A 17,634-nucleotide genomic window follows, 5' to 3' on the forward strand; every position below is an offset into this window, starting at 1 on the left:
TATAATAAGCCTACCTTCCATCCTTACTTACATTCTTTTAACAAATTATATCACTTATAGTGTCAACCCAACAAGTACAGTTAGGTTAGGAATTATTGCTATATGATAAAAAAGGAGCCAACAACTTGTTGACTCTTTGTTTTAAAAAGTAGAAGCTAAATCTTTTGATGTGCTATAGCCTTTTCTTTTATCTCTTGTGCTTTATCAGGCATTGCTGCATGTTCTTCAACGAATACACCTTCAAAGGAAGGTTTCAAACTCTCATCACATTAATTAATAGGAGTAACGCATTTGCTCGCTGCAGCCCTGTCTGTTTAGTTCCCCGAGTTCGCCTCATTGCTCCGCTGCTGTACTTGTACCTTGTCCCCTATTTCAATGGACAACAAATCCTCACCTACTAAAACAGTTCCTCCATATGTTTTTTTAGTTCTTTCGAGCAAATTAGCTTTTTCTTCTGTTAATCCACCCAATAATACTATATGTGAGTACACAGCAAGTTTTGGTTGTAATTGTCTAAAGACTTTACCTGCTTCCTCCGGTGTAGTGTGAAGATCAAGTATATTGGCGATTGATTCTGATTCATTATCAGGTTTTACAGCTGCAACCTCATGAATAACTACGTCAGCACCTTTAGCAAATGTAATTAGATTTTCATTATAGCGGGTGTCACCTGAGATAACTACTGAATGTCCTTTGTAATTAACCCGATAACCGAAAGCGGGCTCAATTGATTTATGGTCTACCTTGAAGGCTATTACTTCAATTCCCTTTTTGTTATAGACAATGCCTTCTTTAATATCATTTGCAATAATACTTGCTCCTTCAACGTTTCCATTTCCAGAGTCATCCCTTGCATCCAAATCGGCTTTAAATGCTTTATGCATATGTAACATCATTTTCTCGGTTCCCTTAGGTCCCCAAATGTTAAATGCTTGCTCTCTTTTCCCTCCTGTTGGTAAGGAACCTGTAAGCCATACGTCCGGTATGCCGATAGTATGATCCGAATGCAAATGAGTTAGAAATAACTTATCTACACTGCCTGGTAACATATTCGCTTTATATAATTGTAAAGCAGTTCCACGTCCAGCATCAAAGAGGAGTTTTTCATTACCAACTTCAACAAGAGTTGCTGGACCGGAGCGGGATGTACTTAAAAGTGGAGAACCTGTTCCTAATAGGGTTACTTTAAAGTCGGTTTGCTTTACAGCAGTTTGGCCAAAAGAAGGAAGTAATAATGATAATGATAGAATTATTGATACCACCAACCAAAAACCAAAAGAAGTATACCTTATTCTTTTCTTCATAACAAAAACCTCCTGTCAGATTATTGACTTTACACAAGAAAAAACTACTTGTTTCGAATATAAAACTACGTTTCAAAAAACATTAACGCAAGCTAAATATTACAATATTTTTAATATTCAGTCAATAATACCCAAAATAAAATCATGTACATTGTTTTAACCTTCCGTCAAGATTACTGGACTCTGAAATAATATTACATAATATCGGATTTCATATTGGATCATTGTTCATACTAAATAAAAAATAACTGTTCAAGAAGGAGTTTATATGCCGAACGGAAAAAATAATCCAGCTCATCAAAAAAATCAGGTTAGTCGATTAAACGAAGTGATGGAAGTGGATACAGATGTCAATGAAGATCCTAATCGGGAGAAATTATTAGATGACTCAGTTGATTCTTTTCTAAAATCGAAAAAAGAACAGGATTATTAGAGGAGAAATTTCGGTCGCTATTGTCTTGTTTAAGAAATGTTGTTATTTAATTCAAATGGGCCCCTCATATTAAGCTTTTGAGAGGCCCATTTTTTATTTTAATCAACGTACAGTTTCCTGCAAGACTCTGAATTATGATGTCATTAGTTGAAAATGACGATATAATGTTAGTCGAATGATTGGATTAGCAAAAGGAGGTTCGTTTCTATGAATATTTTAATTTTGGGTGCAACTGGACGAGTTGGGGGTCAATTAGTTACTTACGGTCTGCATGATAAGCATCATGTTACAGTTTTAGTACGCAATCCAGAGAAGATTGGAATAAGCAATGCCAATTTAACCATTATTCAAGGTAATGTATTAAATAAAATTGATATCGTTCGTGCCATGCATGGGATTGATGTTGTTATTAGTGCGCTTAATACTGATGGGACAACCACTTTATCAGCAAGTATGCCCCTGATTATCGAAGCAATGGAAAACGAAGGAATACAACGAATTATAACCATTGGAACAGCAGGAATCCTGCAAAGCAGAACAATCCCCAATTCTCTGCGTTATCAGTCTAGTGAATCGAAGCGAAGGTCTACCCGCGCAGCGAAAGAGCATCATAAAGTTTACGATATACTTAAACAATCAACACTTCAATGGACGATTGTCTGTCCTACGTATCTGCCCGATGGAGAAAGTGTTGGTACGTATCGTGTAGAAGGTGACTTTTTGCCGGAGGATGGGGTTGAAATATCGGTCCCGGATACAGCAGAATTTGCATTCAGCCAAATAAAAAGTAGCGATTATTTAAAATCACGTGTAGGCATTGCCTACTAATAATTCCAATTAGCGATACTCCCCTTTGCAAAAATTTGTTTAATCTTAGATGAAGTAAAGAAACCATCACGTCCGTAAATGCACACGGTCAGCTAAACCATTGCCAAGAATATTTTCCGGTTTCATTAGGGCGAAGATTTCGCCCGTACCTTGTTCATGAACCTTCTATTATTCCATTATGCTATATTTCCCCTCCAAAAATAGCCACATTCTGCCGCTCAGGAGCAAAAGCCAGCCCGTTCCATTTTAAAACGGTCTGTACAAATCCCAGTGAGTCGGCATTGTATCTCCCTGCGATCCTCTGATACGCTTCGAGCTCATATATGCCATCCCTATTGAAATCAACCGGATATAAACCAGATAAAGGATTGACCCATCCTTCAATCGACGCCTTCAATATACCATCCTTGTTATAAATTTCAGATAAATATTCCTGATCCTTATAAGTCAGGTCAAGAATGTACCTTTCTTTTAGGTAAGTACTGTTCACCTTTACTTTATATTGGTTTTCATAATGAACATCGTATTGAAAGGATTCATTGAATGAATCTGAATTAAAAATGGTCATGAGTTGACCGTTAAGGTAGGAAAAAACATACGCATAGATGGAACCCCCGCTTCCTCCTGTATCAATGACCACTAAAATGTCATCCCCCTTATTACCTGTAAAATCACCAAGAAAAAGGGTCGGATTATATCCTGCGTTATTTTTCATCGGAACTTGTTGATATTGATGAGTCCCCCCATTTTGGATAACCAAAGTTATATCCCTCCAAAAGGGGCTATCAGGGGTTTTGTTTGCGGTTAGAAAAACATTGTCCTTTATCCCGTCCCCATCAATATCTCCCTGTTTTGAGGTCACTATGACTGTTCTGTTGGAGTTCATTTGTCTTGAAAGAACGGTTTGGATGTTCAATTGCATGTCCAGCAGTTCCTGTTTGGAAGGATAAGGATTCTGAAACGACAAGGCGTTATCTATCGTTTGCAGTGCTTCATTTGTTAATCCGGCCCTACTTTGGGTCTCAGCCAAACAGTACCAATAAAAAGGATGATTCGTTTCTTGTATTCTTGTGTAATAGTAATGAATCGCATTTCTGATGTCATATGGTTCCAACTTCATCCCACCTGTCTCTTTATTATCCATATAGAATTATATGCGGGAATTTTGTGAATAGCCTTGAGTGCGTATCTATTGTCCTTTTCAAATATAGCTTCATAATTATGAATGATTTCGGGCATAATACCTTTTTATGAACATATTCGCTTGCATATATTTATTTAATTTGCTATTATAACTGACGAACGTTCGTTAAATTATGAGGTGATATTATTGAAAAGTAATGAAATTAAGGACGCCGCTCTAAAATATTTCACGATTCATGGTTATGAAGGAGCGTCGCTTTCTCAAATAGCTGAAGAAGTCGGCATGAAAAAGCAATCCATTTACGCTCATTTTAAAGGCAAGGATGATCTTTTTCTGCAAGTTTTACGTGATGCGAAAGAGACGGAGCTATCTTCGAAACTTCAATATTTCAGTAAAGTTGATTCAAAAAATCCTGAAAAAGATTTATATGGATTCCTACAATTGGTCATCGATCTTTTCCAAGAAAATGAGCATATAAAGTTTTGGCTGCGTATGTCCTTTTTTCCGCCAGCGCATCTTGAGAAAGAAATCGGGCAGGAAGTGATAGATATCGAGGAAAAAGTGCAGGCGATCCTTGAATGTAAATTCCATGATTGGATCAATGCCAAATTAATCGTCGAAGATGAAGCCATAACACCGACCTATGCTTTTTTGGGAGTTGTGGATTCCATTTTGCTTGAGCTTGTATACGGTAATGATGAGAAACGGCTGAAGGATAAATTAGCAGCCTCTTGGAAAGTGTTTTGGAGAGGTATTTCACAAGAATGATTCACAAAGAAAGTGGTGTTAAAACATGAATAAACCAATTAAAGAACAAAAGGCGGTATTAATTATTCTTCTAAGCAATATATTCATTGCTTTTCTGGGAATTGGACTCATCATCCCCGTTATGCCGTCATTTATGAATATCATGCATTTATCAGGAAGTACGATGGGCTATCTGGTTGCCGTATTTGCGGTTTCACAGCTTGTTATGTCTCCATTCGCAGGTCGTTGGGTTGACCGATACGGCAGAAAGAAAATCATCATCATCGGCTTATTCCTTTTTGGTGTTTCAGAACTTATCTTCGGTGTAGGGACAAACGTGTCGGTGTTTTATTTATCAAGGATCCTAGGAGGAATCAGTGCTGCCTTCATCATGCCAGGTGTAACTGCATATGTTGCGGATATTACATCCGTTCAAGAAAGGCCAAAAGCAATGGGCTATATTTCAGCCGCAATTAGCTTGGGCTTTATAATAGGACCCGGGATCGGTGGCTTTGTTGCAGAATATGGTATACGCTTGCCCTTCTTCCTTGCGGCGGCCATTGCTTTTATAGCATGCCTTTCATCAATATTCATTTTAAAAGAGCCGATGACAAAGGAACAGCTTGCAAAAGTTTCCGCTAATACTAAGCAAACAAACTTTATGGGCGATTTAAAAAAATCACTAAATCCGCTTTACTTTATTGCGTTCATCATTGTATTTGTACTCGCTTTTGGTTTATCAGCCTATGAAACGGTTTTTAGCCTATTTTCTGATCATAAATTCGGCTTCACGCCGAAGGATATTGCCATTATCATTACAATAAGCTCTATTTTCGGAGTTGTTGTGCAAGTCTTTATGTTTGGAAAGCTGGTAGATATTCTCGGCGAAAAGAAGCTTATTCAATTATGTTTAATCGTCGGTGCAATTTTTGCGGTAGCATCCACTATGATTTCCAGTTTTTCGGCAGTACTAGTGGTAACTTGCTTCATATTCCTTGCATTTGACCTTCTTCGTCCGGCTTTGACGACATTTTTATCAAAAGCTGCCGGGAAAGAACAAGGATTCGTTGCTGGAATGAACTCCACCTATACGAGCTTAGGGAATATCGCCGGACCATCTATAGGAGGATTGCTTTTTGACGTAAACATCCACTACCCTTATCTTTTCGCGGCTGTCATTATCGTCATTGGCCTTGGCATTACAGTCATTTGGAAAGAAAATCGATTGACAGAAAGCTTAGCGAAATAATTAAAGTCCCGGATTGTTATTTGTATCTTTCCTTTTCGAGCTGAAAAACTCCCAAACTTGAAAATGATATTCTACTAAAAAACCCCCTTGTCCATATTGGGCAAGGGGGTTTTTTAATCTTTTGAGGACGGGTTTATTAATACATTTTATTTTTGCTCATGATAACCGCTCCAAATTGATTTTGAATGTATATCGATCTGCCCGGTAGACGGATGTGACAAGCCCAAGTGGTTGATTGGAATCCAGGGTACTTCTTCGTTCAATCAGCAATACAGGGGCACCTTCGACTACCTCGAGCATTTCCGCCTCTTTTTTTTGAGCGATGGCGGCTTCAATTACCTGGTCATGCTGAATTTTTAAGCCAAACGTTTTTTCTACATAGTCATGAATGGAAGTTACGGCTATTTCTTCCGTTAGATCCAGGGCAAGATCTTTTGAGATAAATAGCCTTTCATATGCCATCGGCAATCGATCAGCAAGCCTAACACGTTTAAGCTCGAAAATAGGAGCACCTGCTTCAACCTCAAGCTTTGCAGCAAGATCATTATTTGCCTTGACCTCCGTAAAACTGATAACTCGTGTACTTGGTTCAAGTCCTCTTGAAATCATATCCTTCGAAAAGCTTGTTAAGCCTAGCATGGGTCGCTCCAATTTTTGTTGGGCAACGAATGTTCCTTTTCCGCGCTGCCTATATAAATAACCGCCATTCACTAGGTTAGAAATGGCCTGTCTCACCGTCATCCTGCTTATTCCATATTTTTCAGTGTATTCTTTTTCTGAAGGAATCACCTCTCCTGGCACCAATTCAAGATTTTGTATCGCTCCTTTAATCTCCTCTTCAAGTTGATGATAAATGGGACTGGGAGAATTCTTTTGGATCATTCAGCGTACATCTTCCTTTCATCGTGATGAAATTTCACAAGGCATCCTGATTGGAAACATACCGTTCATCAATCTTATCCATGCATATGAACACGATAAGATATAACTCGCCTTTCTAAGTATCCAAATTCCTTTTTGTGAATTTCAACACCGATTCCCTTGAACGTTCAATTTCATTTTTATTTTCATTATAGAATTTAGAAACATATGCATAGAAAATGATGCTGACCGTTAGAAATTGTGCAAAAAGCGAACTTGTTGCAGCACTTCGGAATTTAGCCTCCGGTGCACGTACATGATTTAGGGACATATCAACTTTTTTAGTTAGGCCATTGTTCCCCAATCGCGATAAGCCTATTGTTTTTATGCCATATGCTTTAGCAATATCAACGAGTTCCAGGACTTCTTCAGTTTCGCCACTATTGGAAATACAGAAAAAAACGGTATTCTTTGATGATGCAGCCAGTGCAGTTGCCGTAATATGCGGGTCTTGATTGGCACTTACAATCTTTCCTAACCGTAACCATTTCTGTGTAATATCTTCAGCAACCAGCCATGATGCCCCTAAACCATAGACATAAATTACATCTGCACTCCTCATGGTTTCAATGATATTGTCAAGAACGGCCTCATCCAAATAATGTGCAGTTTCTTGTATAGCTTGGACAGAGTTGGACACTATTTTATTTTTAATGGACGCTATTGTTTCGTTAGGCTCAATGTCATGGAACCCTTTTTTCTCAGGTTGGGAAATCAGGGATGATAGGGATACCTTCAGTTCTGAAAAGCTGTTAACTTTTATAGAATGACAGAACCTCGTTACGGCCGAACTGCTGGCATTGGCATGATCAGCTAATTCATGTATCGTCATTCTTATAATGTCGTTTGGATTTTCTAAAATATATTGTGCAATTTTCCGTTCTGATTTAGGCAACTGGTTCAATAAGCTTTCAATTCTCAATATAATATTTTCGACGTGCATATGATTTACTCTCCTTGATCTATACTTACTATAAATGCTTCATTGCTATGTAATAACAACCCAAGGTAGCTGATACGTCTTCTAAAACAAATTTCACATTTGGGTTTTCAAGTTTAATATGATTGATGAAAGAGCTTTGCACCAATGGTATATTTGTCAAGATGCTACCTTTTATTGCAATTGTAACATTCTTACTTAACTTTAACTTCTTGATAACCTCAAGCGTTTGTTTTGAAAGGTGGTACCCAGCCTGATTTAGAATATTTTGCGAGAAACCATCGCCCTTAACCGCATGTTGAACAATCAGGGGAACAAATGAGGCAATCTCGGATTTCGTGGCAGAATAAATGAATTTCTTCAGTTCCATAACACTGTTGTAGCCAAGTTTTTGAAGTATTGACTGTGATAGCTGGCTATAGATATACCCCTCATCCTCTTCTTTCGTCATTTTTATAAAAGCCTGCATGGCGATCCAATAGCCACTTCCTTCATCCCCAAGGATGTGTCCCCAGCCACCTGCCGATTTCTCGATTCCTTTATGGATGCCGATACTTACAGATCCAGTTCCGGATATGGTCAAAATGCCATCATTTCCTTTAAGCAAAGCAGCATGAGCGATAATTGCATCATTTACAATGGTGAACGGGGCCTTAAATGCCCTGCTTAATGCACTTTTTATGCCCTGCGGATTTTCAACTCCTCCATACCCGGCTAAGCCTAAGCAAATGTAATGGCAGCTTCCATTGTTAATGGGCATTACGCATTCTTCAATTGCCTGAATAATGTTAGCGATGGCTTTTTTTTCATTAATAAGCAGGTTTCCAAACCCCGCTATGCCATCACTAATTTTATTTCCATCTAAATCATAAGCCACTGCTTCAGTTTTAGTGCCTCCGCCGTCAACTCCGATAATATAATTCATATTATTCTCCTATTCAGTAAAAAAGGAAGGAATATCACCTTCCTTCCCTGATCAATTAATATTGAATTGGAATTTCCCCCATGGTTCCAAATAATCGAGAAGAAAAATTTCCTCTTCTGTTATTCGGCCAACTACATTCGTTTTCCCCGAATTCTTCATTTCCTTTAATGCAATCTGCAATTCCCCTTTATATTGTCCATAGAGCTCATTTTCAATTAAAATATCACCGCGCCGAATATCAGGCGTATATGTTGGTTTAAATTCTTCGCTCTTATATTTCACGCGTGATTGAGTCGAGCGAATTAAATAATCGGAAACATCTCCACGGTAAAAATGGAATTCTTCCAATACTATTTTTTTCTCTAATGCTGTAATGGTTTCGTGAAGGTTAACATTAAATGTTAACAGACCGCTGTTTAACAGGCTAAGCTGCTTCAATTCATCTTCAGATGCGTAAGCATTTGCAATTATTACATCATCAATCAACCCTGTAGCATACAAATGTTTCGCTTGTGTTGTAATGGGCAATTCCCGGTGCATTTCTAAAGTACATAATCCTTCCGTTACAGGCCAAGGACCGTAAGTTGCTGCATGTGAGCTGATGAAAGCTGCCGTGCGGATATTATGCTTTTTGAATGACTCACAGCATTTTATAAAATGAGGATAGCTCAATCCTGCATAGCGATGCGGATAGAAGTTATGCGATCCAACTAAATTCTCTTTATTTGGTTTGTAATCCATAATATTATCTAAATATTTTGTTGCATTGCTCATGTTTATTTCAATTTTTAGATCATATGAATTATGTGTCATAATCGACTCTTCGTTACCTGTAAAACCCATGTCCAGCCTGATTCCATATGCACCTAATTCTGCAAAAAACGATAAGTCATTATAAGAAATGCCTAGCGAACCGAATACTCGGGGAGCAATATCGACCATCACTTCCATATTCAATTGATTGGCATAAACTATCGTTTGTTTAAATTCTTTTAATATCTTCTCTTTGTCACCTTCGACAGAAAGCAAGCAAGTAAAGATCTTTTTGAATCCATATTTGTGTGCAAGTGCAATGTATTCCATGTCTTTTTCAACGGTTGAATGCTCTGGATAGATAGATATACCAAGTTTACCCATTATTTAATCACCTCTTTACTGTTGTGGGGCTAGCTTTTTTACAATGCGGATCATATGTTCAATTAGTTTTTGTTCGCTCATTGCCGTCATCAAGTGATCCTGAGCATGAATCATCAATAAAGTTTTCTCACTTGGAACTCCATTCAATTCTGCTTGAATTAGCTTGGTTTGTGTCTTATGTGCCAAGTTCAATTCTTCTTGGCCCTGTTTAATTAGTTCCTCTGCACTCTCAAAATTAAATTCTTCCGCTTCTTTCAGTGCTTCGAATGCTAATCCCCTTGCATTTCCGCTATGTGATATTATTTCAAAAATCTCCATTTCATTATTGTTCATTTCAGTTGACATATCATTACACTCCTATTTTAAGTTAGATTATGAAGGTTCATTGGTTTACTGTAATCCAAATTAATACACCATTCACTTGATGTTCTGTACGGCACTTTCACTGAAGAATCGCGGTAAGTATTCTTCATGCGCTTTTAAAAGTTTTTGTAAAACAATTTCCGCCAGGTCATCACTTGGAATAAGCGGGTTAATCGTTAAAGCCAATAATGCTTTATCATAAGAACCTGTAACGGCTGCCTCTGCACCAATTCTTTCAAATGATTTAATTTGTTGGATTAAGCCATGCACTTGTATGGGTAATTTACCCATCGCCAAAGGAATTGGTCCATTCTTCGTGACGATACAGCTTACTTCTACTGCTGAATCATAATCAATATCAGTAAGCGATCCATTGTTTTGTACATTTAGCACTTGAATGTCTTTTTTATCATTATAAATAGAAGAAATGACGTTACACGCTGCATCACTGTAGTAAGCTCCACCGCGCTGCTCTAATTGCGGAGGCTTGATGTCAAGGGTTTCATCCTTGTATAGGTGAAACAAACCTTCTTCTAATCTTTTCACAATTTCAGCTCGAGTTTCCCCTGTTTTGAATGCTTCCAATTCTTCTTCTAAAATCGTTTTTGTTTTGTAATAATAACGATGGTACGGGCAAGGCACCACTCCTAAGGATTTCAAAAATCTTCTGTTCCAAGCCAATGGGGCAATATTCTTCATCGTCAGCTGAATCTCAGGATTGCCAAGCATTTCAAGCACTTTATCTGTTACTTCTTGATCATCAACGAATACATGCATCCCGAATACCATGTGGTTTAACCCGGCGAAATCTATATGAACTCTCTTCCTATCCACACCAAGCATGCTAGAAATAGACATATGCATATTAAATGGAACATTGCATACCCCAATGACTTTTTTATGCTTGCTGTAGCGGAGAAGGGCTTCCGTTACCATCCCCGCTGGATTTGTGAAGTTAATTAACCAAGCATCAGGGCAGAGCTCCTGCATTTCTTCTGCAATTTCCAGAATAATAGGTATAGTTCGTAATGCTTTGGACAATCCTCCTGCACCGTTTGTTTCTTGACCAATCAATCCTAATTCCAACGGGATCCGCTCGTCCTTGATTCGTGCATCAAGTAATCCCACTCTCATTTGCGTCGTGACAAAATCGGCATTTTGCAAGGCTTGCCGGCGGTCTAACGTTAGATGTATTTCCATTGGAATTCCTGCTTTTTCAACCATCCGTTTTGCTAAGGTTCCTACAATCTCCAGTTTTTCTTTTCCTGCCTCAATATCCACTAACCACAGTTCCCTAATTGGCAACTCATCATATCGTTTAATAAAACCTTCTATTAATTCTGGTGTATAACTGGAGCCTCCACCAATTGTGGCAATCTTCAACCCTTTTTTCATTTCCATTCCCCTAACACCTCATAGTTAGCTAATCTGAATTTTCATTTATAGATTATTACATAGCAAATCAGTGCGCTCACCGCTAATAAAGACAAGAATAATAGTGATGCATGTTTCTTGTTTTTAAACTTACCTTCAACAAAACAAACAACCATCGTCAATCCTGCGCTTATGGCAAAGGTATTTCCCAAGTACAGTGATAATTGTTTATTTATTTCAAAGGCATCCATTAATCCGTTAAAGATAAAATTAAAAACAAGAATGAAGCTAAAAAATAGAAAGGCACTTTTGTAACTAAAAAAGTGAATTCTGGATGTTGAATTCATATCCTTTACCCCCTCAATTTATAAAAGGAGTTTGGAGCATTTAGTCCCAAACTCCCTTTTAGGTATTCCTTATAAAGCGATATTTTGATTATCCGTTGTTTCTACCACGTTTTCCTGCGCTAGAAGCTTTTTATCGTACATCTTAAAGAATGGCAGATAAATAAGGACTGAAATTGTTAAATTCACCATCACGAGAACAACGGCTCTCCAATCACCGCCTGTTGAAAGGTAGGCACCTATTGGAGCGGGCAATGTCCAGGGAACCATTACATATGTCGGGTTCACAAGTCCGATGGATGTTGCTATATATGCAAGTGTCGCACCAATTAGCGGTGTAATGATAAATGGAATAATAAGTACCGGGTTCAATACAATCGGCATCCCAAAGATAACAGGTTCATTGATGTTAAAAATGCTTGGGACAATTGTTGCTTTCCCCATTGCTTTACTATAGGTGGATTTTGCCGTTAAGAGCATGGCTATTACCAAACCCAAGGTTGCACCAGACCCACCAATCCAAATAAACCATTGGAAGAATGTTTCAGGAGCTATGTGGGGAATTGCCTTTCCAGCTGCAACTGCTGCCGAGTTATTCCCCAAGTATACTTCCCATACCGGACGAGCTACGGCACCTACTACTGAAACGCCATGAATACCAAATGACCAAAAGAATGTAATCAAAAATACTGGAATTAATACACCTGGCAATGTATCGCCTGCACTGATGAGTGGTGCAACCGCTTTATCAACAAGTGAATGTAAATCAACAGCAAAAACGACTGTAATTAAAGTCATGACAAGCAGTACAATTGAAACTGGTATTAATGCTTCAAATGAACGGGCCACTGAAGTTGGAACAGAATCAGGCATTTTAATTGTGATATTCTTTGTCTTACAAAGACGTAAAATTTCGACAGCAAAAATGGATACAAGCATTCCTACAAAAAGACCATGGCCTCCGAGATTTGTCATTGGCAAAACAAACCCCACATCATCCATCATCTTTACACCAATTGTGAACAAGAAGGCTGCTAATGATAGTAAACCTCCAGATAGCGGGTCAAGTTTATAGCTTTGAGATAAACTGTAGCCTATACCAAAAGTAATATATAGCGTCATGATAAACATCGTTAATCGATATGGTATTAAAATTTCAGCGATATGTTTTGCAGACCATTCACCTAATGCAGTATCTGCTGCAACGGGCGGAAATGCAATGATCAAGAATAAACTTCCAAAGATGATGAAAGGTAACGCAGAAACCACACCATCCCGAATCGCGCGTAAATGTTTTTGCTCAGACAATTTAGCCATAGGTGTTGAAAGATTATTTTCTAAAAAAGCTACAAACTTGTCCATTCGTGTTTTCCCCTTTTACGTTTAGTGAAAAGAAATAGTAATTAGTTTATTATTTTGCTAGTTCCGTTACCAGTTTTAATAGTTTAGGTCCGCCAAGAGGGCTGTAAGCTTGGGCTGGAATGGCTTCACATGGGACGCCCGCTTCATCTGCCGATGCCTTAAAGCCATCGAAACGATGTTTGACTTGCGGAGCTACCATTGCAACATCCCAGCCATTTCGTACTTCTGCATCAAATTCTTGAGTGCCGACTGCCAATACTTCTATGGTTACACCCTGTTTTTCCCCTTCCTTTTTTAAAGCGCTTACAACGATTGCACTAGACATTCCACCTGAGCATACGAATAATACTTTCATTCTTTGTTCCTCCAATTTTTTTATTTTTTTTTATTAAAAGCGTTAAATCGTTTTTCTTATGAATCCTTGTGCTTTCACTAAACGATTTGAGGCTTCTTCATATGATACATTCGTTAAAATCATGACAATTGCAATTTTAGGCTGGGCATGTGCCTTTTCTAAGTATTCATCTGCAATTTCATAGCTACAGGCAGTAGCATCCATGATAATACGTTTTGCACGTTCAACCAGCTTTTCATTAGTTAACTGTAAATCTACCATTAAATTACCATAAACTTTTCCAACTCCAACCATTGAGGCGGTGGAAAGCATGTTGCATACTAACTTTTGCGATGTTCCAGCTTTTAAACGTGTAGAACCCGTCAGGACTTCAGGCCCGTTTACAACTTCAATCGCAACTTTTGCAATCTTACCTATCTCAGAACCTTTGTTACAGCTTATCGACACAGTTCCTGCACCAACTTGATTGGCATATTCCAATCCAGCAATAACATATGGAGTGCGTCCACTAGCTGCAATGCCCACTACGACGTCCCTGTTTGTTAATTCGATTTTCTTCAAATCCTCAGGACCTAATTCAAAACTGTCTTCAGCACCTTCAACCGCCTTAATGAAAGCCTTTTCCCCACCAGCTATAAGACCCACTACTTCACTCGGATCGGTATTGAATGTTGGGGGACATTCTACTGCATCCAATAAACCTATGCGCCCGCTTGTTCCTGCACCCATGTAAATTAATCTGCCGTTTTTATTCATGGCTTCAACGATCATCTCCACGGCTTTAGAAATTTGCGGAAGTTCTTTTTTTACACAATGGGCAACTTTAATGTCTTCTTCGTTCATCACCTCTAAAAATTCCAGTGTTCCCATTTCATCTAAACTCATGGTCTTTTCATTACGACGCTCTGTCGTTAAATGCTCAAGCATACATATCATCCTTTTTTATTTCAGTGGTGAAAGTGGTGAAACTTTATTTGCTATAGAGAATATATCACTATTAAAAATTAATTTCAATATTGTATATACATTTTTAAAATTTAATTTTAAAATAAAAGTAAGATACCTAAATTGATTGATTGATTGAATGTTAGCTTTCTACTAAAAATAGAAAATGTAAACCGAGTAGCCATTTAGTGAACCAAACCTACGATTCTTTTTATTGTTAGATCTTATCTAACTATTCATAGATGACAAATTCATATATTCATTATTTGTTAACGCTTACAAATAATTAAATATAAATATTAGTAATGAAATGAGGTTGTACTATTGATGAATGAAAGAATTACTAAGAAAAAATTGGGTTCATTGGCTCTAGCCGCTTTGGTGGGGGGATCACTTCTCCTTCCAGCTGATTTGAAAGCAAATGCAGAATCTGGGACAATTCCTCAAACAACGACTTATGTAAAACAGGAACTTCGCGCAACTTGGATTGCAAGTGTGTTAAATATTGACTGGCCGTCCAAACCTGGTTTATCCATATCAGCACAGAAAGAAGAATTCATAAAATATTTGGATGAACAAAAAGCGATGGGAATGAATGCTGTCGTTATGCAAATTAAACCCACTGCGGATGCTTTTTATCCTTCTGAATACGGTCTTTGGTCAAAATATTTAACAGGAGTCCAAGGAAAAGATCCCGGGTATGACCCTCTTGCATTCATGGTAGAAGCAGCACATGAACGTAATATGGAATTTCATGCGTGGTTTAATCCTTACCGCATTACTATGCCTTTAGGTAAAACCGCTGAAATATCGGATATTGATAATCTTCCAGAATCTCACCCTGCCAGAAAGCACCCGGATTGGGTCATACCATATGGACAACAATTGTACTTTGATCCAGGCATTCCTGGCGTACAACGGTTTGTGATAGATGGAATAATGGAAGTTGTTAAGAATTATGATATCGATGCAGTCCATATGGACGATTATTTCTATCCTTACAAGATTGCAGGAGTACCTTTCCCAGATGAAATTTCCTATCAAAAATATGGAGCAGATAGATTTACAAATGTTGAAGATTGGCGCAGGGATAATGTAAATAACCTTGTTAAGAATATAAATGAAGAAATCAAGGCAGAAAAATCATATGTGAAGTTTGGTATAAGTCCATTTGGAGTTTGGCGCAACAAAGCAGTTGATCCCACAGGATCTGACACTGCCGCAGGACAAACGAATTATGATGATTTATATGCAGATACCCGAACGTGGATCAATAATGGATATATTGATTATATTGCCCCTCAATTATATTGGAATATAGGATTGCCAGTAGCTGACTATGCCAAACTTCTAGATTGGTGGACAAAAGAAGTCGAAGGTAAAAATGTTCAACTCTATATTGGACAAGGAGACTATAAAATTAATACAGAGTCCAACGGTGTGCAAAACTGGTTCAATCCTGAAGAAATGCCAAACCAGTTAAAACTGAATCGAACATATAAGGAATTTGATGGAAGCATGCATTTCAGTGCCAAAGATTTACGGAAAAACCCCCTTGGGATAGCAGATCGGTTAAGCGAGGATATTTATAAGCATCCCGCATTGGTCCCAGCCATGCCTTGGATTGATGATCAAGCACCAAAGGCCCCAAAGGTGATCAAGGCCACACAATCAGGAGATGGGATACAATTTGAAATTCACGATCAAAAGAAATCAGATGCATCTTATTATGCCATTTATCGTTTTGATGGGAAGAAAAAAGGAAACATTGAAGATTCAACGAACTTACTTGCCACAGTGCATAAAGAAAATACAAGTCAATTGTTTAATGATGGCAGTGTAGAAAAAGGCAAGACTTACACATATGTTGTGACAGCATTGGACCGTACCCACAATGAAAGTAAACAAACTAGGCAGATTTATATAAAAGTAAAATGATCTTCAAGAAATAGCTTTATAGCTTAAGTGTTATATCTCAGTGAACAATGGCAGCATACACTGCTGCATATGATGCTAAGTCAGGATTATAAAAGAATTGAAGTAGGTGGAATGACGATGTACATAGTTGGATTAATGTCCGGAACATCACTGGATGGAATTGATGCTGCACTTGTTCGGGTGAATAATAGTGGACTCGAGACTGAAATGGAAATGATTGAGTTCATGACATGCCCTTTTCCAAAAGATATTGAAAAAGAAATTATGCAGTCTTTATCTGCAGAAACATCCAATGTGCAGTTAATATGCAGTTTGAATTTTAAATTAGGAAAATTATTTGCCAATGCAGTAAAGGAAGTTTGTCATAAAGCTGGATTTCCCATAAATAAACTGGATCTTATTGGATCCCATGGACAAACCATTTACCACCAGCCTTTAAAAGAACAAAATTATATACCCTCCACTTTGCAAATTGGGGAAGCTGCAGTAATTGCTCACGATACAAACACACTTGTAATCTCTGATTTTCGTACGATGGACATGGCTGCTGGTGGACAAGGAGCTCCTCTTGTTCCTTTTACCGAATACATTCTTTATAGAAGTGAAACGAAGGGAAGATTACTTCAAAACATAGGGGGCATTGGAAATGTAACCGTCTTACCCAAGCAGGCATCTCTGAATGACATGTATGCCTTTGATACAGGGCCTGGGAATATGATCATTGATGAAGTATGCCGCCAATTGTTCAATATTAGCTATGACGAAGGTGGTAACATAGCTAAACAAGGACAAATTAATGACGAACTTTTATCTTATTGTATCAGCCATCCTTATATTATGAGCCCTCCGCCAAAATCAACTGGCAGGGAATTATTTGGCAAGCAATATGTAGTAAAACTATTAAAGATGTTTGAATCACTTCCCAGTCATGATATTTTAGCTACAGTAACGATGTTTACAGCAAAGTCGATTGTGGAGAACTATCGAAAATTCATCTTTCCAAAAACCAATATTGAAGAAGTGATAATTGGCGGCGGAGGCAGCTATAACAAAACGTTATTAAATATGATGCAATCACTGCTTGGAAATTCTATTCAAGTTTTGACTCAAGAAGAGTTGGGGTACTCTTCTGAAGCGAAGGAAGCAGTGGCCTTTGCATTACTTGCAAATGAGACTTTCTATGGTAATACGAGTAACGTCCCCAAGGCTACCGGTGCTGACTTCGATGTCATCCTAGGAAGCATGACCTTCCCTTCTTCATATCTGAAGGAGCATAAAAATACTTTTTAACCATTTAAAAAAGTGGAAGGCACATCGATATTAGA

General features: G+C 38.1%; 18 protein-coding genes and 1 pseudogene. 6 read left to right on the forward strand and 13 right to left on the reverse strand.

Features of this window, described 5'->3' with window-relative positions; all coding sequences use genetic code 11:
- Positions 1-141: 141 nt before the first annotated feature.
- Positions 142-251 (reverse strand): annotated as a pseudogene (locus OSJ91_RS16780) (FMN-dependent NADH-azoreductase); the annotation flags it as partial.
- A 63-nt stretch (positions 252-314) separates the two neighbouring features.
- Positions 315-1,304 carry an MBL fold metallo-hydrolase gene (locus tag OSJ91_RS16785; RefSeq protein ID WP_485890094.1) on the reverse strand — a complete coding sequence of 330 codons (990 nt, stop codon included), beginning with the start codon at positions 1,302-1,304 and terminating at the stop codon, positions 315-317.
- A gap of 268 nt (positions 1,305-1,572) precedes the next feature.
- Between OSJ91_RS16785 and OSJ91_RS16790 the strand changes: the two genes are divergently transcribed.
- Positions 1,573-1,737: a hypothetical protein gene (locus tag OSJ91_RS16790; RefSeq protein WP_485890095.1), complete on the forward strand. Its 165-nt coding sequence runs from the start codon at positions 1,573-1,575 to the stop codon at positions 1,735-1,737.
- Between the two features lie 207 nt (positions 1,738-1,944).
- Positions 1,945-2,565, forward strand: a complete 621-nt coding sequence (locus OSJ91_RS16795) for an NAD(P)-dependent oxidoreductase (protein WP_485890096.1) — start codon at positions 1,945-1,947, stop codon at positions 2,563-2,565.
- A 181-nt stretch (positions 2,566-2,746) separates the two neighbouring features.
- On the opposite strand, the gene OSJ91_RS16800 is transcribed toward OSJ91_RS16795, so the two are convergent.
- The gene (locus tag OSJ91_RS16800) at positions 2,747-3,487 is read right to left on the reverse strand and encodes a VCBS repeat-containing protein (protein WP_485891918.1); all 741 of its coding nucleotides are present in this window, start codon (positions 3,485-3,487) and stop codon (positions 2,747-2,749) included.
- A 408-nt stretch (positions 3,488-3,895) separates the two neighbouring features.
- On the opposite strand from OSJ91_RS16800, the gene OSJ91_RS16805 reads away from it, so the two are divergent.
- The gene (locus OSJ91_RS16805) at positions 3,896-4,477 is read left to right on the forward strand and encodes a TetR/AcrR family transcriptional regulator (protein ID WP_485890097.1); all 582 of its coding nucleotides are present in this window, start codon (positions 3,896-3,898) and stop codon (positions 4,475-4,477) included.
- Positions 4,478-4,502: 25 nt separating this feature from the next.
- A complete protein-coding gene (locus tag OSJ91_RS16810; RefSeq protein WP_485890098.1) occupies positions 4,503-5,705 on the forward strand; it encodes an MFS transporter in 1,203 nt (400 codons plus the stop codon).
- Positions 5,706-5,861: 156 nt separating this feature from the next.
- Here the strand turns inward: OSJ91_RS16810 and OSJ91_RS16815 are convergent, their stop codons facing one another.
- The 10 genes from OSJ91_RS16815 to murQ form a co-directional block, all read right to left on the reverse strand.
- The gene (locus tag OSJ91_RS16815; protein WP_350299243.1) at positions 5,862-6,587 is read right to left on the reverse strand and encodes a GntR family transcriptional regulator; all 726 of its coding nucleotides are present in this window, start codon (positions 6,585-6,587) and stop codon (positions 5,862-5,864) included.
- A 115-nt stretch (positions 6,588-6,702) separates the two neighbouring features.
- Positions 6,703-7,569 carry a MurR/RpiR family transcriptional regulator gene (locus OSJ91_RS16820; RefSeq protein WP_350299244.1) on the reverse strand — a complete coding sequence of 289 codons (867 nt, stop codon included), beginning with the start codon at positions 7,567-7,569 and terminating at the stop codon, positions 6,703-6,705.
- Positions 7,570-7,597: 28 nt separating this feature from the next.
- The gene (locus OSJ91_RS16825) at positions 7,598-8,491 is read right to left on the reverse strand and encodes an N-acetylglucosamine kinase (protein WP_350299245.1); all 894 of its coding nucleotides are present in this window, start codon (positions 8,489-8,491) and stop codon (positions 7,598-7,600) included.
- A 51-nt stretch (positions 8,492-8,542) separates the two neighbouring features.
- Entirely contained in the window at positions 8,543-9,628 is a 1,086-nt protein-coding gene (locus OSJ91_RS16830; protein ID WP_485890099.1) for a DUF871 domain-containing protein, read from the reverse strand.
- A 15-nt stretch (positions 9,629-9,643) separates the two neighbouring features.
- A complete protein-coding gene (locus tag OSJ91_RS16835) occupies positions 9,644-9,973 on the reverse strand; it encodes a PTS lactose/cellobiose transporter subunit IIA (RefSeq protein WP_101222292.1) in 330 nt (109 codons plus the stop codon).
- Positions 9,974-10,045: 72 nt separating this feature from the next.
- Positions 10,046-11,392 carry a 6-phospho-beta-glucosidase gene (locus OSJ91_RS16840; protein ID WP_485890100.1) on the reverse strand — a complete coding sequence of 449 codons (1,347 nt, stop codon included), beginning with the start codon at positions 11,390-11,392 and terminating at the stop codon, positions 10,046-10,048.
- A gap of 35 nt (positions 11,393-11,427) precedes the next feature.
- A complete protein-coding gene (locus tag OSJ91_RS16845; protein WP_101222294.1) occupies positions 11,428-11,712 on the reverse strand; it encodes a hypothetical protein in 285 nt (94 codons plus the stop codon).
- 69 nt (positions 11,713-11,781) lie between these two features.
- Positions 11,782-13,071: a PTS sugar transporter subunit IIC gene (locus tag OSJ91_RS16850; RefSeq protein WP_241590281.1), complete on the reverse strand. Its 1,290-nt coding sequence runs from the start codon at positions 13,069-13,071 to the stop codon at positions 11,782-11,784.
- Positions 13,072-13,120: 49 nt separating this feature from the next.
- Complete coding sequence (locus tag OSJ91_RS16855; protein WP_061463755.1) at positions 13,121-13,426, reverse strand: PTS sugar transporter subunit IIB; 306 nt, start codon at positions 13,424-13,426, stop codon at positions 13,121-13,123.
- A 42-nt stretch (positions 13,427-13,468) separates the two neighbouring features.
- Positions 13,469-14,353: an N-acetylmuramic acid 6-phosphate etherase gene (murQ, locus tag OSJ91_RS16860; protein ID WP_485890101.1), complete on the reverse strand. Its 885-nt coding sequence runs from the start codon at positions 14,351-14,353 to the stop codon at positions 13,469-13,471.
- 345 nt (positions 14,354-14,698) lie between these two features.
- On the opposite strand from murQ, the gene OSJ91_RS16865 reads away from it, so the two are divergent.
- Entirely contained in the window at positions 14,699-16,309 is a 1,611-nt protein-coding gene (locus OSJ91_RS16865) for a glycoside hydrolase family 10-like protein (protein ID WP_350299251.1), read from the forward strand.
- A 117-nt stretch (positions 16,310-16,426) separates the two neighbouring features.
- Positions 16,427-17,599 (forward strand): anhydro-N-acetylmuramic acid kinase AnmK, encoded by a 1,173-nt coding sequence (anmK, locus tag OSJ91_RS16870; RefSeq protein ID WP_485890102.1) that lies wholly within the window; start codon positions 16,427-16,429, stop codon positions 17,597-17,599.
- Positions 17,600-17,634 lie beyond the last annotated feature (35 nt).

The sequence above is a fragment of the Bacillus sp. T-10(2022) genome, assembly GCF_056502895.1.

Coding starts and splice junctions, on each gene's coding strand:
- murQ (WP_485890101.1), bottom strand. CDS start 14,353: ATGCTTGAGCATTTAACGACAGAGCGTCGTAATGAAAAGACCATGAGT.
- OSJ91_RS16825 (WP_350299245.1), bottom strand. CDS start 8,491: ATGAATTATATTATCGGAGTTGACGGCGGAGGCACTAAAACTGAAGCA.
- OSJ91_RS16820 (WP_350299244.1), bottom strand. CDS start 7,569: ATGCACGTCGAAAATATTATATTGAGAATTGAAAGCTTATTGAACCAG.
- OSJ91_RS16810 (WP_485890098.1), top strand. CDS start 4,503: ATGAATAAACCAATTAAAGAACAAAAGGCGGTATTAATTATTCTTCTA.
- OSJ91_RS16855 (WP_061463755.1), bottom strand. CDS start 13,426: ATGAAAGTATTATTCGTATGCTCAGGTGGAATGTCTAGTGCAATCGTT.
- OSJ91_RS16840 (WP_485890100.1), bottom strand. CDS start 11,392: ATGGAAATGAAAAAAGGGTTGAAGATTGCCACAATTGGTGGAGGCTCC.
- OSJ91_RS16835 (WP_101222292.1), bottom strand. CDS start 9,973: ATGTCAACTGAAATGAACAATAATGAAATGGAGATTTTTGAAATAATA.
- OSJ91_RS16800 (WP_485891918.1), bottom strand. CDS start 3,487: ATGCAATTGAACATCCAAACCGTTCTTTCAAGACAAATGAACTCCAAC.
- OSJ91_RS16830 (WP_485890099.1), bottom strand. CDS start 9,628: ATGGGTAAACTTGGTATATCTATCTATCCAGAGCATTCAACCGTTGAA.
- OSJ91_RS16815 (WP_350299243.1), bottom strand. CDS start 6,587: ATGATCCAAAAGAATTCTCCCAGTCCCATTTATCATCAACTTGAAGAG.
- OSJ91_RS16865 (WP_350299251.1), top strand. CDS start 14,699: ATGAATGAAAGAATTACTAAGAAAAAATTGGGTTCATTGGCTCTAGCC.
- OSJ91_RS16850 (WP_241590281.1), bottom strand. CDS start 13,071: ATGGACAAGTTTGTAGCTTTTTTAGAAAATAATCTTTCAACACCTATG.
- OSJ91_RS16795 (WP_485890096.1), top strand. CDS start 1,945: ATGAATATTTTAATTTTGGGTGCAACTGGACGAGTTGGGGGTCAATTA.
- OSJ91_RS16790 (WP_485890095.1), top strand. CDS start 1,573: ATGCCGAACGGAAAAAATAATCCAGCTCATCAAAAAAATCAGGTTAGT.
- OSJ91_RS16845 (WP_101222294.1), bottom strand. CDS start 11,712: ATGAATTCAACATCCAGAATTCACTTTTTTAGTTACAAAAGTGCCTTT.
- anmK (WP_485890102.1), top strand. CDS start 16,427: ATGTACATAGTTGGATTAATGTCCGGAACATCACTGGATGGAATTGAT.
- OSJ91_RS16785 (WP_485890094.1), bottom strand. CDS start 1,304: ATGAAGAAAAGAATAAGGTATACTTCTTTTGGTTTTTGGTTGGTGGTA.